Source organism: Shewanella sp. SM69, from assembly GCF_025653985.1.
GTDB lineage: Bacteria > Pseudomonadota > Gammaproteobacteria > Enterobacterales > Shewanellaceae > Shewanella > Shewanella oncorhynchi.
On record NZ_JAKKRV010000009.1, the window covers coordinates 26,891 to 40,256 of the forward strand.

Annotated in this window: 13 protein-coding genes; 3 read left to right on the forward strand and 10 right to left on the reverse strand. The window is 45.3% G+C overall.

What is annotated here, in order from left to right; genetic code table 11:
• The first annotated feature begins 16 nt into the window (after positions 1–16).
• On the forward strand, positions 17–1,099 hold the full coding sequence (locus L5M37_RS13235) for a CDP-glycerol glycerophosphotransferase family protein (protein WP_411569069.1): 1,083 nt from the start codon (positions 17–19) through the stop codon (positions 1,097–1,099).
• Between the two features lie 48 nt (positions 1,100–1,147).
• On the opposite strand, the gene L5M37_RS13240 is transcribed toward L5M37_RS13235, so the two are convergent.
• Positions 1,148–2,320 (reverse strand): glycosyltransferase family 4 protein, encoded by a 1,173-nt coding sequence (locus L5M37_RS13240; RefSeq protein WP_263200767.1) that lies wholly within the window; start codon positions 2,318–2,320, stop codon positions 1,148–1,150.
• A gap of 356 nt (positions 2,321–2,676) precedes the next feature.
• Positions 2,677–3,747, reverse strand: a complete 1,071-nt coding sequence (locus L5M37_RS13245) for a glycosyltransferase (protein ID WP_263200769.1) — start codon at positions 3,745–3,747, stop codon at positions 2,677–2,679.
• A 282-nt stretch (positions 3,748–4,029) separates the two neighbouring features.
• Between L5M37_RS13245 and coaD the strand changes: the two genes are divergently transcribed.
• Both coaD and L5M37_RS13255 read left to right on the forward strand, forming a co-directional pair.
• On the forward strand, positions 4,030–4,521 hold the full coding sequence (coaD, locus tag L5M37_RS13250; RefSeq protein WP_105250747.1) for a pantetheine-phosphate adenylyltransferase: 492 nt from the start codon (positions 4,030–4,032) through the stop codon (positions 4,519–4,521).
• Between the two features lie 90 nt (positions 4,522–4,611).
• On the forward strand, positions 4,612–6,087 hold the full coding sequence (locus L5M37_RS13255; RefSeq protein ID WP_263192730.1) for a capsule assembly Wzi family protein: 1,476 nt from the start codon (positions 4,612–4,614) through the stop codon (positions 6,085–6,087).
• Between the two features lie 72 nt (positions 6,088–6,159).
• Here L5M37_RS13255 and mutM read toward each other — a convergent pair whose 3' ends face one another.
• The 8 genes from mutM to L5M37_RS13295 all read right to left on the reverse strand — a co-directional run bounded on the left by mutM (position 6,160) and on the right by L5M37_RS13295 (position 13,221).
• The gene (gene mutM / locus L5M37_RS13260; RefSeq protein ID WP_113940164.1) at positions 6,160–6,975 is read right to left on the reverse strand and encodes a bifunctional DNA-formamidopyrimidine glycosylase/DNA-(apurinic or apyrimidinic site) lyase; all 816 of its coding nucleotides are present in this window, start codon (positions 6,973–6,975) and stop codon (positions 6,160–6,162) included.
• Positions 6,976–7,010: 35 nt separating this feature from the next.
• Positions 7,011–7,466: a hypothetical protein gene (locus tag L5M37_RS13265; RefSeq protein ID WP_263200771.1), complete on the reverse strand. Its 456-nt coding sequence runs from the start codon at positions 7,464–7,466 to the stop codon at positions 7,011–7,013.
• A 90-nt stretch (positions 7,467–7,556) separates the two neighbouring features.
• Positions 7,557–8,540 (reverse strand): GTP 3',8-cyclase MoaA, encoded by a 984-nt coding sequence (gene moaA, locus L5M37_RS13270; RefSeq protein WP_263141314.1) that lies wholly within the window; start codon positions 8,538–8,540, stop codon positions 7,557–7,559.
• A gap of 16 nt (positions 8,541–8,556) precedes the next feature.
• Positions 8,557–10,368 (reverse strand): bifunctional molybdopterin-guanine dinucleotide biosynthesis adaptor protein MobB/molybdopterin molybdotransferase MoeA, encoded by a 1,812-nt coding sequence (locus tag L5M37_RS13275; RefSeq protein ID WP_263200773.1) that lies wholly within the window; start codon positions 10,366–10,368, stop codon positions 8,557–8,559.
• A gap of 36 nt (positions 10,369–10,404) precedes the next feature.
• Entirely contained in the window at positions 10,405–10,995 is a 591-nt protein-coding gene (mobA, locus tag L5M37_RS13280; protein ID WP_263200774.1) for a molybdenum cofactor guanylyltransferase MobA, read from the reverse strand.
• Positions 10,979–11,689, reverse strand: coding sequence for an energy-coupling factor ABC transporter ATP-binding protein (locus L5M37_RS13285; protein WP_263200776.1), 711 nt, complete (start codon positions 11,687–11,689; stop codon positions 10,979–10,981). The genes mobA and L5M37_RS13285 overlap by 17 nt, the downstream gene beginning before the upstream one ends.
• A gap of 3 nt (positions 11,690–11,692) precedes the next feature.
• Positions 11,693–12,400, reverse strand: coding sequence for an ABC transporter permease (locus tag L5M37_RS13290; RefSeq protein ID WP_105250740.1), 708 nt, complete (start codon positions 12,398–12,400; stop codon positions 11,693–11,695).
• Positions 12,397–13,221: a substrate-binding domain-containing protein gene (locus tag L5M37_RS13295; RefSeq protein ID WP_263200778.1), complete on the reverse strand. Its 825-nt coding sequence runs from the start codon at positions 13,219–13,221 to the stop codon at positions 12,397–12,399. Before L5M37_RS13295 ends, L5M37_RS13290 begins: the two co-directional genes overlap by 4 nt.
• Between the last annotated feature and the right edge of the window lie 145 nt (positions 13,222–13,366).

Genomic DNA, 13,366 nt, shown 5'->3' on the forward strand with positions numbered 1-13,366 from the left:
TTTGTGTTTTAGGAGCATGCTTGTGGAAGAAGCCAAACAAGCCAAAAGACGTTATTTATTTTACATAGCGCAAAACTATTCCTATGCGATGTTAAGGCCACTTCAACAAGTCATTTTGGAAAGAGGTGATGAGGTTAGCTGGTTCTTAGAGGGAAATGAGGTCGATCCTAAGTTTTTAAAAACCGATGAACTGCGCTTGCAGAGCATCGATGCTGTGAAAGCGTGGAAACCAGATGCGGTATTCGTCCCTGGGAACGTTGTCCCTCGTTTTATTCCTGGGGTTAAAGTGGGCGTATTCCATGGATTTAATGCGGGTAAAATGAATCATAAGGGCCGAGAAGATCACTTCGAAATCAGAGATTGTTTTGATTTGTATTGTACCCAAGGCCCTGCGACGACTCTGCCCTTTCTGAAACTAGAGAAAAAGTTTGGTACTTTTACTGTCGTTGAAACGGGATGGCCTGCGCTCGACCCCCTATTTCTTGAGAATAAAGATAATCCCTATATCAAAGCTGATGACCCAAGGCCAGTAGTACTCTTTTGCTCAACATTTTCCCCAAGTTTGACCTGCGCACCTGTAGTATTTGAGCAGATTAAAGCCCTGTCGCAAAAGAGCCAATGGCGCTGGTTAGTGCAATTTCATCCAAAGATGAATCCTAAGATTGTTGAGCAGTACAAGGCTTTAGAAAACGAGAATTTACAGTTTGTTGAAACTGATAATGTGATCCCTTTGCTGCAGTCGGGGGATGTGATGTTGTGTGACACTTCATCGATTCTGTTGATGTTTTTAATGCAGCGAAAACCAGTGGTGACCTTTAAAAATCAGTCACCGAAAGATCATTTAATCGATATCAGTCGGGTTGAGGATATTGAATCTGCATTAACGCGAGCACTGAGTCGTCCTGATGATTTGATGGCGCACATCCATGATTATTGCAATCAAATTCACCCTACGGGCGATGGTCAATCTAGCCAGCGAGTTTTAGCCGCAACAGATGCTTTGATTGATAAAGGCACTGATTGGCTAAAACCTAAACCATTGAACTTGTTGCGCCATTTTAAGATGCGGCGCAAGCTAGGTTATTGGAAGTTGTTTTAGCTAGTTGTCGTTACTTATGGGCCGATATTTCAATATCGGCCCATTTTGTTAGCCTTGCAGTTTCGTTTCTTCAACCAGTTTAAAGATGATTTCTTGCATATTTTTCTGGAAATCTTCAATACTGTGGTTGGCTTTGATGTAGTCAACTGCCTTAACCGCGAGTTCTTGTCTTAGTTGTTCGTTTTCCATCAGATGGCGTATACCATTGACAAATAAATCGACTTTATCAAAACCATCTCCGAGCACTGTACCTGTAAATACGCCAAATTGACTCGTCAGCTCGTCGGGGTCACGGCAACTGACGAGAAGGGTGCCATAAGATAACGCTTCTAAAAAAGAAATAGGTAGAGCTTCGTGAATTGAAGTGTTGACTAAAATTTTAGCATCTTTGATTAGCTGGTTTTTTCGATCGCCTTCTACATGCCCTACAAAATGTAGGTTGGGAATATTTAGGTAGTCATTCATGATGGACTGATTTTTCTTTGACTGCCTAAATGACTGACCTAGCATGAAAAATTCATATTCAGGCATCAGTTTAGCTATCTCGCAAAACAACCAACCACGTTTGACTGACTCAATTCGTCCCAGAAAGATAATGTGATTTTTCTTCGGGTGTGCTTCTACATCGAAATTATGATCGATCTCGATAGGATTGGGTAAATATTTGATTTCTGTTTTATCATCGAGATTGTAGAGATCTCTGGCTTTACGATCTAAAAAGCGTGCCTGAGAAATAAATGAGACTTTCCCTGCCGCCCAAAGGTCATGAACAAACTGATAAATATTACTGTCCCAATAACTTTTCTCAGGGAAAAGTTTTACGGTATTTATTTCATCCCATTCATAATCAGGTCTTGGATCTTGAACCCAAAATAGGAGTTTTTTATCAATATTGGGAATGGTTTTTAGAATACGATATGAGTGGGTTGTCATTTCTATTGACAGAAATATATCGTAATTCTTCTTTTTTAGAAACCTAATATTAAGGAAATCCATAAACTTAGCCGCTAAGCGATAAACTTTAATGCCATCGATCATATAGCGACGAGGTATTAATCTTTGCTTGCTGCAGTCTTTTTTTATCAGCACTTCTACTTCAATATTTTCGTTGGGTAAGTGTTTGGCGATTAAGTGGCGTGCTAGAAAACCGTATCCACCATACACTGTGCCAGTACCACCAAAGTACTCATCAACTAATAAAGCCACTTTAAGCTTACTCATTACTACCCCAAAAAATCATTTATTGCTAATTCTACTTAGGCAGAATTATTTGATGGGAAGTATTTTGATATTTTTCAAATAGACTATCAATGAATTTATTTATTCATAAATACAGAATGGTTAACCTTATAATAAACTGTTTTATCGATGTTCAATAATAGTAATTATACAGGCTAAATGTATTGTATTTCTGTGTGTTATCACTCTTTGTTTGATGCATTTGTTAATGCATTGTGTTTTCGGGTGCTAATTCAAATGAGCCGTCATACTGTATCAGAGTGTAACAAGTGTTGGAGGTTAAGTAGAAACTCTACTTATATTCAATAGAGTTTCTACTTTTTACCGTATAAAGATATTTATTCGGCTAAGTTCAAATATTGCTTTGCAATATTTTGACTATCTACAGCTTTAAGAATAGCAAGGTCTTCAAGCGATGGAGGCGATGCCAGACATTCCAGAGCCTTTTGTGCCAACAATGCAGGTTGGCGAACGGGAACCAAATATTTAGCTAAATGTCCGGTAAGGATTTCATTCGGGCCGTGAGGGCAGTCAGTGCTTACGACGGGGGTGCCACAGGCCAATGACTCAATGACTACCGTTGGCAAGCCTTCAAAATCTGAGCTCAGTAGCATTAATTCTGCGCTGGCAATCCAAGCATAGGGATTATGTTGAAAACCGGGTGTGATAATTCGGTGCTCAACACCGTATTTTTGGGCTAATTTACGCGCTTTATTTGGTCGATTACAGAGAAGCACGAGTTTAGGTGCTGTCGGCATATCCCTCAATGCTTTGAAGAGAATGTCATGGCGCTTTTGACGAGTGACTCTACCTACATGGATCATATAAGGCTCATTGGGAATTTCGGCGATAACTTCTTGAGTCTTAATTTTTATTTCTTCTAAGCGAAAAGGGTTGTAGATGGTTTGCACGCTCTGGGGTTTTAACCAAGAAGTGGTTCTGAGTTCGTCGGCAATACCATTTGAGACTGTGATGATTTTTTTGCCGATCAGAGCCTTGGCTTTTTTCCATCTGCGCCAGAAGTGTACTGGACCGCGTTTTAACTCCATCAATAACTCTTGTTTTAACGCACAATGACAGAAGTAGTAGCAAGGATCGAAATGACAGCCGGAAACAACAACATCGCAGTCAGTTGAATTACTTAGAAAGAGTGAAAACTTGCCCGTTTTTTCGGCGGCGCTCACTTTAGCTTTGAGTTGTTGTATCTGCTCCTGTAGCGAAGGTTTTTGACCCGCTTCAAACAGATAATGAATGGTCACATTTTGCGGAGGTATAAAATCGCCTTCCTTGTGAAACACAAACAAATGCACATCTTGTCCTGCTTCCTGTAACACTTCTGCCTGCGACAAGGCGACTTTCACTGTGCCGTTGGAGAAAAAGTTATGGCAAAAAATCGCGATTTTCTTCATATATGCTCTTCTGCGTGTCTTCAAACGTCGTTTTTAAACCTAACACTGCTCAGTGTATATCGTTAAATAGGGGAGCAACATTGTATGTGGTCGGTTTTAATTTCGTGCAACATTATACCTGTTCGTGCCTTTACATGGGCTTAATCAATAGCGTTCTTGCTTATTTTTAAGCTTTTTATCGGTATTTAAAGCCGTTTTTGCTGCGATTATTCACTCGCTTGGCTAAAACGAGTAGACTGGCGAGCAATGATTTTTGGCATCCATGTGAGTTGAGTCAGCAAAGTGCATACAAGAGCAATTTACCCAGGGACATTTGATCCTATCACCAATGGTCATGCCGACTTGATTGAGCGTGCGGCTAAACTGTTTAAACATGTGGTGATTGGCATTGCGGCTAATCCTTCCAAGCAGCCTAGATTCACCCTTGAAGAGCGAGTTGAATTGGTCAATCGGGTAACTGCTCATTTGGATAATGTCGAGGTGGTGGGGTTTTCGGGGTTGCTAGTGGATTTTGCCAAGGAGCAAAAGGCCAGTGTACTTGTGCGTGGGTTACGCGCGGTATCCGACTTTGAATATGAATTCCAATTAGCAAATATGAATCGCAGATTGAGCCCAGATCTGGAAAGCGTATTTTTAACGCCCGCTGAGGAGAATTCTTTTATATCTTCCACCTTAGTAAAGGAAGTCGCCCTGCATGGTGGCGATGTGAGCCAGTTTGTTCACCCTGAAGTAACGGCTGCATTGGCGGCAAAGCTTAAGTTGGTTAAACCTTAGATTTTACCTGCGAACTAGATAGTTTTTACGTAGGAGTTTTGTGTTAACTTTGAGGCATTGTTGCCTTGTGATGATACTTAAAAGGATGTTATGAAGGCTTTTTTTTCCCCCACGATCCTTGCTACTAGCATTGCCTCTGGCCTGTTTTTTTCTTCAATGCTTGCTGCTGCACCTTGGGTCGATGCCTCTGATATTTATCTTAGAGCTGACATTCAAGCACTTGCTGATGCGGGTGTGATCACTGTGCCAGTGAATACTTATCCATTGATGTGGTCAGGCATTGGTGGTGATTTAGCGAAAATTGAGCCTGAGCTGCTTTCTCCCTCTTTAGTACAAGCCTTTGCACGGGTTAATTTTTATTATCAAAATGCTGTCGATAATCGTGGTAATGCACGGATAAAAGTATCGGCAGCATCTGATCCTGCTCGCTTTCAACATTATGGTTCTGACTATCGCGAGAAAGGTGAAGTGCTGGGCTCCTACGAGTATTTAGGATCGCGTGTTGCTTATAAGGCGACTGTGGCAGAAACCTATGATCCGCAAGATAATAAAAATTTCCGCCTTGATGAGTCTTATTTTGCCATCATTTTTGGTAATTGGATCGCAACCTTAGGCGCGGTTGAGCAGTGGTGGGGACCGGGGTTTGACTCGGCTCTACATCGTTCTAATAACGCCCGCCCTATGTCATCGTTAACCTTGAGCCGTAACAATGCCGCGGCCTTTGAAACACCTTGGTTATCTTGGATTGGTCCTTGGACCTTTAAAACCGGATTTAGCTTAACTGAAGTGGATCGTGCTGTGCCTAAGACGGCTGAGTGGGATATGCGCTTAAGTGCAAGACCGATTAAACAGTTAGAAGTGGGATTGTCTTGGTCGACCTTATTTTGTGGTGAGGGCCAAGATTGTAACTTTGACTCTTGGTGGGATTCGGTTGCGAGTAATGCTGTTTGTATCGATGGTACAAATGATTGTGCGCCGAATGAGCGCCGCGATGCAGGCCATAGAACTCAAAGTATTGATATGCGTTATGCCGATACTTTGCAGGATATTCCCGTTGGATTATATCTCGAACATAGTTGTGAAAATGGTAGTGACTGCGGCTCACTTTGGGGTATTGATACCCATTTTGGCACATCGGGTAAGCAGTTTAAGTTGTTCATGGAATATTCGGACACCTATGTAAAATGCGATGGTGATAGTGCCAATTGTTTCTATGAGGATCCTGTCTATCTGAGTGGTGCTCGCTACTATGGTCGTGCTTTGGGTTCTACCTATGATAGCGATGCACAAGTGTTCGTGGTTGGATTAGTTGGCCAGTTTAATAACAGCCGTGGTTTTACCTCGTTGCTGCGTTATGCGAAGCTGAATAAAGATGGCTCCAATGTGGCGAACACTTGGGCACCACAACCGCCAAAAGAAGATTTATTGATGCTGGAGCTTTCTTACCGTATGCCTGTGTGGAAAGGCATGTGGAGCTTAGGTGGAACAGTATCGAGATCGGAGTTTGAAGTTCAAGAAAATGATACCAATGCCACGCTATTTAGCAGTTTTGAGTATCGTTTTTGACAGCTGTAATTGATTAAATAACGAAAAATGCCAAGCACTTGCTTGGCATTTTGGCTTATAAATAACGCAATATTAGCGTGTTTGGCAAATGCCACAAAATACTGTGGTGCGTTGGCCTAAACGGATTTCACTTAGTAAGTTACCGCAGCTTGTGCAGGTTTCACCGCCGCGACCATAGACATGCAGTTTCTGGGCGAAGTAGCCAGGCTTACCATCGGCATTGGTGAAGTCTTTCAGCGTGGTGCCACCCTGTTTAATGGCGTGGGCTAAGATTTGCTTCACTTCTGCAACTAAAACGGTCAAACGCTCGATATCGATTTTACCTGCTTCGGCCTCTGGGTGAATGCCCGCCGCAAACAGGGCTTCATTGGCGTAAATGTTGCCCACTCCCACCACGATATGATTATCCATCAGGCAGAGCTTGATCGCTTTTTTCTTGCCCGCTAAAGCTGCCGCTAATTGTGCGACATTAAAGGCATGGGTCAGTGGTTCTGGCCCTAATTTGGCGAGTAATGGATGCGCTTCTTCTGGGAGTTCACACCATAGCCAAGCACCGAATCGTCTCGGATCGTTAAAACGTAAAATACGGCCGTTGGCGAGCACTAAGTCGATATGGTCATGCTTTTCCACTGGGGTATCGTGGGGCAAAATCCGTAAACTCCCTGACATACCCAAATGCACTATGCTAGTACCCGCGTCAGTGTCGATTAACAGATACTTAGCACGGCGTCGCACTTGGCGTATAACTTGACCGATAATCTGTTTGGCTATGTCAGGCACAGGCCAGCGCAACGAGCCATTGCGGATCACAAGATCTATTACGGTTTGCTCGACAAGGTAGGGGGCAATACCCTGACGGGTGACTTCAACTTCTGGTAATTCCGGCATGGATTCTTTCTTATCTTAAGTAAAATGGGGTGACATTAAGTTGCGGGTTTCGCATCGAGGATCGGTTGCAGTTTAGCTCTTAAACTCGGTGGTACTAAATACCAATTACCTGCGGGAGACTTTAAGGCGCCTTCATTGGGAAAATAGATCCACAGTTGAGCATCGCGGATATCTGCAATCTGTATAACTAATTCTTGCGGATTATCTGTGGTTTTTGGCGCGGCGGTTAATGGGGATACCCGTATGGTTTGCCACGCCTTTGCCCACTCATCACAGTTGAGGACTGTAGTGTCGCACTCCCATTGTGATGTTTGCTTGTGCAGCCATAACCCGTCGAGTTGCAGCTGTGAAAGCGGTGCATTATCGTCAAACAGTCGCTGAGCATCACTCGGAACATTATTGGTTTTGTTATCCATAAACGTCAGCACGGCGACCATAAAGGCGCAGGCGACTATGATGATGTTATTCCATTGCTTACGAGTTAATGCCATAGAAATGTGTAACGCTAAGTATAGGGTGATGCTTCGAGTTTATCACGGCCAAATTGAGATGCTAGCCCTTAAGCGATGGAGTGGTGATGCTTAACCGCCTGTGGCATTCATAAAGCGTAGGATTTGTACCTGATTATTGCCAAAGTCGTGCTGCTTAGGCTTGAGATTAATTCCCGCGAGAATAGCGACTTTTAATCTTTCAATATCAGCCGGAAATTCCCGAACTATGCTTTTGAGATCAACGGCATGTTCATTGCCTAAACACAGCAGTAATTGGCCTTCGACTGTGACGCGCACGCGATTACATTCGTGGCAGAAGTTGTGACTGTGGGGCGAGATAAAGCCGATATGGATTGGGCTGTCGGCCATAGTGTAATAACGTGCTGGGCCGCCGGTACGTTTGTTGGAAAGCTGTAGCGGATAGTGACTATTGATGATGGCTTTTACTTCATCGCTGCTGCAATGACGGGCGCGTTTCCGCTCATCCATTTCGCCAAGTGGCATTTCTTCGATAAAGGCGATGTCTAAGTTACGGCCACGGCAGAAATCAACTAAATCAATAACTTCATTATCGTTCTGCTGTTTTAAAATCACCGCATTAATCTTGATACGTTCAAATCCCGCCGCAATAGCCGCATCAATACCATCGATGACTCTGTCTAATTTGCCGTTACGCGTTAGCTGAGTAAACAGTGTGGGGTTTAAGGTATCTAGGCTGATATTGAGGCGCTTTAATCCTGCATCAAACATGGGTTTAGCGAATTTTGTCAGCCTTGAACCATTAGTGGTCATGGATAAATCCGTCAGCCCAGGCAGCTTACCAAGCAGACCCACTAGCTGGTCGCAATCGTTGCGAACTAAGGGCTCACCGCCGGTCAGGCGAATTTTAGTCACACCAAGCTCGGTAAAGGCTTGGGCAATCCAAGCTAATTCTTCGAGGTGGAGTACGTGGTCCTTTGGCAGAAAACAGGGATCTTCCGTCATGCAATAAACACAGCGAAAGTCGCAGCGGTCGGTGACCGAGAGCCGTAAATATTCGACCTTACGGCCAAAGGAATCCACAATTAGACTCATAAAAACTCACTGGATCCTAAAGCAGATCCGCAAAGGGTTGAATAAATACAGTTTCACCTGCATTCACGGCTTCTGCATCATCCCCTATGATGATGAGGCAATTCCCTTTAACCATTGAACTTAACATCCCAGAACCTTGGTTGCCCGTGCTACTCACGTGCAGGCGTCCATCTTTACCAAGCTGATAAATCCCGCGAATAAATTCGGTGCGGCCCTGGCGGCTTCTTAGTGTTTCATCACTTATTGCAGGGAATAGCTGCGCTTGCCAGTTCACTTCACCTGCTAATTTTCGTAAAGCGGGCTGCACAAATTGCAGGAAAGACACCATGACTGCGACTGGGTTGCCAGGTAGCCCGAAGAATAAGCTGTCATTCACTTTACCAAAGGCGAGTGGCCGACCCGGACGCATGCTAATCCGCCAGAAATCAATTTTTCCGAGGCGTGCAAGCACGGTTTTGATGTAGTCCGCATCGCCGACAGACACACCACCAGAGCTAATGACGACATCGGCAAGGTTGGCGGCTTTAGCGAGAGTTGCTTCAAGGGCGGCTTCAGAATCTTCGATAATGCCTAAATCGATAACGTCACAACCGAGACGTTTTGCCATCGCTTTGATGGTAAAGCGGTTTGAGTCATAGATGCAGTTAGCTTTGAGTACTTCGCCAGGCTGGCTCACTTCATCGCCGGTAGAGAATACTGCAACAGTTGGGCGGCGATATACACTCAGGTGATTGAGCCCTAGTGAGGCCAGTAAACCTTGTTCGGCGGCGCTTAGGCGAGTGGCTTTTGCAAGTGCGACTTGGCCTTGAGCAATATCTTCTCCTGCGAGGCGAACGTGTTGGCCAGAAAGAATGCGGCCTTCAAAGCTAACAATGCCATCGACTTCCTTGGCAAGCTCTCGGGGCTGCACTGTATCAGCACCTGCAGGCACTGTTGCGCCCGTCATGATACGCACGGTTTCGCCGACTTTAAGCGTGGCCGAATATTGATGACCGGCAAGAACCTCTCCCACCAATTTTAAGGTGGTAGGCATGGGGTCTTGATAGACAAAGGCGTAGCCATCCATCGCCGAATTGGTTTGTTGTGGCACGTTGACGGGAGAAATGCTGTCGCTGGCTAGTACGCGGTTATCTAAGGCATCTAACTCAATGTCTTCAATCTCTGCCACAGGTGATACATGGGATAAAATCTGCGCTAAACCTTGGCTGACGGTAAGGTTTTTGTTGTCGCCTATGGCGCAGGTATCCACGGCCGAAATGGGGTATTGGAGTGGCGCTTCCCAGTTTTGGGTGTACTCCATCACAAAATCGGCAATCTGGCAGACATTGTTGAGATCGAGTCGGCGCAGCTCACTAGGAAGTGCGTCGCTGGGCAATTGAGTATCGTCGCAACAGGCGATGGCGAGGATATTCTCATCTTGAGTGTAGATAAAAGGTTTGCCGTGGGCGGCGCGGTGCAATTCAATTTTAGGTAATGCGAGCTTTTTAAAGCCTTCGACGAGGACAATATCGACTTTGTCGGCTTCGATTTGCTTGAGTAAATGGACTAACTCAGGATCGCCATCGCGCGCATCTTCTGTCATCAGCGCCCAGCGTATATGGGAGGCGACCAGCATTTGTCGCGCGCCAGCCTTGCGCATTTCGTAACTGTCTTTGCCGGGAATATCTACGTCGAAATTATGGTGGGCATGTTTGATTACGGCTAAGCGCAGGCCACGTTGATTTAATTCGGGGATCAATTGCTTGAGTAAGGTGGTTTTCCCCGTGCCACTGTAGGCACAAAATCCGAGAACGGGAATAGCGAGCGGATTGACGAAGGGGTTACTCATTTGCACCTCTAATTTGGGTTATTGGAGCCTTTTTAGCTATTGGGTGATTTCTATCGCTAGTCGTTGTTTTTGTTCTGGCGTATTCACATTCACAAAAGCATTGGGCTGGTCGGCGAATGACGCTACGACGAAGTGATGTTTGATATACCAAAAGTCCACTTTACGCTCACCCGCCTCAAGAAACGCTCTCATTGAGTCACGTAAGCTAGGTTTTAAGAGTAAAACAACGGGTTGTTCATACTCACCGTCACTGGCAACAGCAATCTCGGCTTTTTCTGCTTCAATTGCTGCCAACATACGCGGAACAAGGTCGAGTGGCAGGAGTGGGCAGTCGCAGGGCACTACTAATAAGTAGTCTGCATCTGTTTGGCCCATAGCAGTGATCATACCCGCTAAAGGTCCGAGAAAACCACTATGCTCGTCACTTATCACCTTAAAACCGAACTCAGCATAACGTGTTTGGTTACGATTTGCGTTGATCAGGATCTCCTTAACCTGAGGTTTTATTCTATCTATTGTGTGCTTAATCATGGCTTCGCCGTTTAATTCGACGAGACCTTTATCGTCGCCACCCATGCGACGGGCCATACCACCGGCGAGAATAACGGCATCAATTTGCGATGACATACAAAGGCTCCTGTGCTGGCAAAGATTCAGGCTGTTGATAAGAGGTCATCACGCGCTCACCTTCTATGTGCCACTGTTGTTCGCAGATGGCGGTTAGCGCGCAATTCTGATGGCTACTCAGTAACATTCCTGTGCCTTCGTGTTTGAGTTGTTGGATCATTTTTAATACTAGCTCTTGGGAATCCTTGTCCATATTGGAGGTGGGTTCATCGAGCATTAATAGTTTAGGTTGTAGGATCCAAGCGCGCGCAATCGCGAGGCGCTGTCTTTCGCCGCCAGAGAGATTACTGGCCCTTGCGTGTAGCAGCGACTCTAGCTGCGCCATCTCAATCGCTTGAGTAATCCGCTGTTTCGCTTTGGCTTTTGTTTCTGAGCTGAAATTCAGCCCATAGGTGAGATTATATTCCACTGTGCCGTCGAACAAATAAGGATGTTGGTGCAGATAAACAGCCTTACCTAACAATGGATTGCGTCGCCACCAAGCATTTTTGGCAAAACCGACAGCCTCAATATGACCTTTGGTTGGTGGCATTAAGCCCGCCAGAATTTTCATCAAGGTTGATTTGCCTGTGCCATTGTCGCCTTGCAGATAAATCACATCTCCTTGGCAGAGCGATAATACGTCGGCTTTGAATAACAGGCGCGCGCCAAAGGACATTTCTACGTCACGGGCGATCAGTTTGACCTTAGTCATTGCTTAATGGCTCCTTGGCATGGCTTTGCCGCGTAAACTACCTAAGGCAAAGTTGAGGATCAAGGCCAAGATTAGCAGCACTAGCCCGAGGGCGATAGCTTGGGCGAAGTCACCTTTGCTGGTTTCGAGTGCGATTGCGGTAGGAATATTACGGGTCACGTTTAATATATTGCCGCCGACCATCATAGAGCAGCCGACTTCGGTCAGAATGCGACTAAACGCCGCGACAATCGCCAGCAGTAAGGGCATGCGCAGTTCTCGGCATACTGTCCACACTGCACGGCACCAAGAGGCACCTAAGGTGCGTGAGGTTTCCCAAGCTCTGCGATCAACGCTAGTGAATGCGGCTTGGCTCATTGCAATTAGCACGGGGGCACAGATGAACATTTGCCCGAGAATCATACCTTCTTGGGTAAATAACCATTTTAGATCGCCCAGAGGACCGTTGCGTGTTAGCAGTAAATACACGAGTAGACCGATAACCACTGTCGGGATTGATTGCAGAGTTTGAACTAAGTTAGTGACTATCCATTTGCCGCGAAATGGCGCAAACGCCAACACAAAGCCGAGCACCATGGAAGGAACAAGCGTGATCAGCAGTGCCGCGAAAGAAACCGAAAACGAGATCGAAATGATGGACCAAACGTCAGGGTCTAAAGAAAACAGCAGGCTTAACGCCTGCTGTAATAGTGCTAGCCAGCCGTCGTTCATTCGCTATAAGTTGCCTTGAACAATTGCTCGCCTTCAACTTTGAAGCTGTTGATCATGCTTTGACCTTCTTTGCTGATCAACCAGTCGCTGAATACTTTAGCGCCTTTGTGGTTCAGATCTGGGTATTTAGCAGGGTTGATGAGAATGACTTGGTATGGGTTGGCTAAGGTTTTGCCACCATCGAAATCAACGGCAAGATCGAGTTTAGTTTTATAAGCCACGAAAGTACCACGGTCAGACAGAGTGTAACCTTGCATTTCGTTTGCCATCAGCAGGGTTTTACCCATGCCTTGACCGACTGAAGTATAACCTTTGAAGTTAGGAGTAACATTTGCCGCTTTCCATACTTCTAACTCTTTGATGTGAGTGCCTGAGTTGTCACCACGAGAGATAAAAGGTACGCCTGATTTTGCCATTTTAACGAAGGCTTCTTCGGCCGTTTTGCTGTCACGGATTTTTGCTGGGTCGTTTTTAGGGCCAAGTACTACGAAATCATTTTCCATAATGCCGCGGGGCTCAACACCAAAACCATCGGCGACGAATTTAGCTTCGGCGCTAGGCGCGTGAGTCATGACTAAATCCACGTCACCTTGCTCACCTAGTTTCAGGGCTTTACCTGTACCAGTGGCGATGACTTGAACCTTGTAGCCTGATTCACTTTCGAACTTAGGTAACAGTTCTTTCAATAGACCTGAGTTTTCTGTGCTGGTGGTGGTGGCTAACTTGATAATTTCAGTCGAGTGAGCGGGTAAAACAGTGAACATACTGGCTGCAACAACCAGTCCCAGTAATGACTTCATATGAGATTTCATGTTTAGCATGGGTACTCCTTGGCGGAAAATAGGATTCCAACTCAAATGCCTACTGAGTGGAAGGTCTCGTAAATTGTAATACGTTCGGTTGAAAGCAAGTTAGATGCCAAGCTGAGAATGCGGTCATTTTCTTCACAGCTTAACCTAATTTGTG

Bases quoted from the DNA above. Each gene is read 5' to 3' on its own strand.
- L5M37_RS13235 (WP_411569069.1), top strand. From the start codon at position 17: ATGCTTGTGGAAGAAGCCAAACAAGCCAAAAGACGTTATTTATTTTAC.
- L5M37_RS13240 (WP_263200767.1), bottom strand. From the start codon at position 2,320: ATGAGTAAGCTTAAAGTGGCTTTATTAGTTGATGAGTACTTTGGTGGT.
- L5M37_RS13245 (WP_263200769.1), bottom strand. From the start codon at position 3,747: ATGAAGAAAATCGCGATTTTTTGCCATAACTTTTTCTCCAACGGCACA.
- L5M37_RS13255 (WP_263192730.1), top strand. From the start codon at position 4,612: ATGAAGGCTTTTTTTTCCCCCACGATCCTTGCTACTAGCATTGCCTCT.
- mutM (WP_113940164.1), bottom strand. From the start codon at position 6,975: ATGCCGGAATTACCAGAAGTTGAAGTCACCCGTCAGGGTATTGCCCCC.
- L5M37_RS13265 (WP_263200771.1), bottom strand. From the start codon at position 7,466: ATGGCATTAACTCGTAAGCAATGGAATAACATCATCATAGTCGCCTGC.
- moaA (WP_263141314.1), bottom strand. From the start codon at position 8,540: ATGAGTCTAATTGTGGATTCCTTTGGCCGTAAGGTCGAATATTTACGG.
- L5M37_RS13275 (WP_263200773.1), bottom strand. From the start codon at position 10,368: ATGAGTAACCCCTTCGTCAATCCGCTCGCTATTCCCGTTCTCGGATTT.
- mobA (WP_263200774.1), bottom strand. From the start codon at position 10,995: ATGTCATCGCAAATTGATGCCGTTATTCTCGCCGGTGGTATGGCCCGT.
- L5M37_RS13285 (WP_263200776.1), bottom strand. From the start codon at position 11,689: ATGACTAAGGTCAAACTGATCGCCCGTGACGTAGAAATGTCCTTTGGC.
- L5M37_RS13290 (WP_105250740.1), bottom strand. From the start codon at position 12,400: ATGAACGACGGCTGGCTAGCACTATTACAGCAGGCGTTAAGCCTGCTG.
- L5M37_RS13295 (WP_263200778.1), bottom strand. From the start codon at position 13,221: ATGCTAAACATGAAATCTCATATGAAGTCATTACTGGGACTGGTTGTT.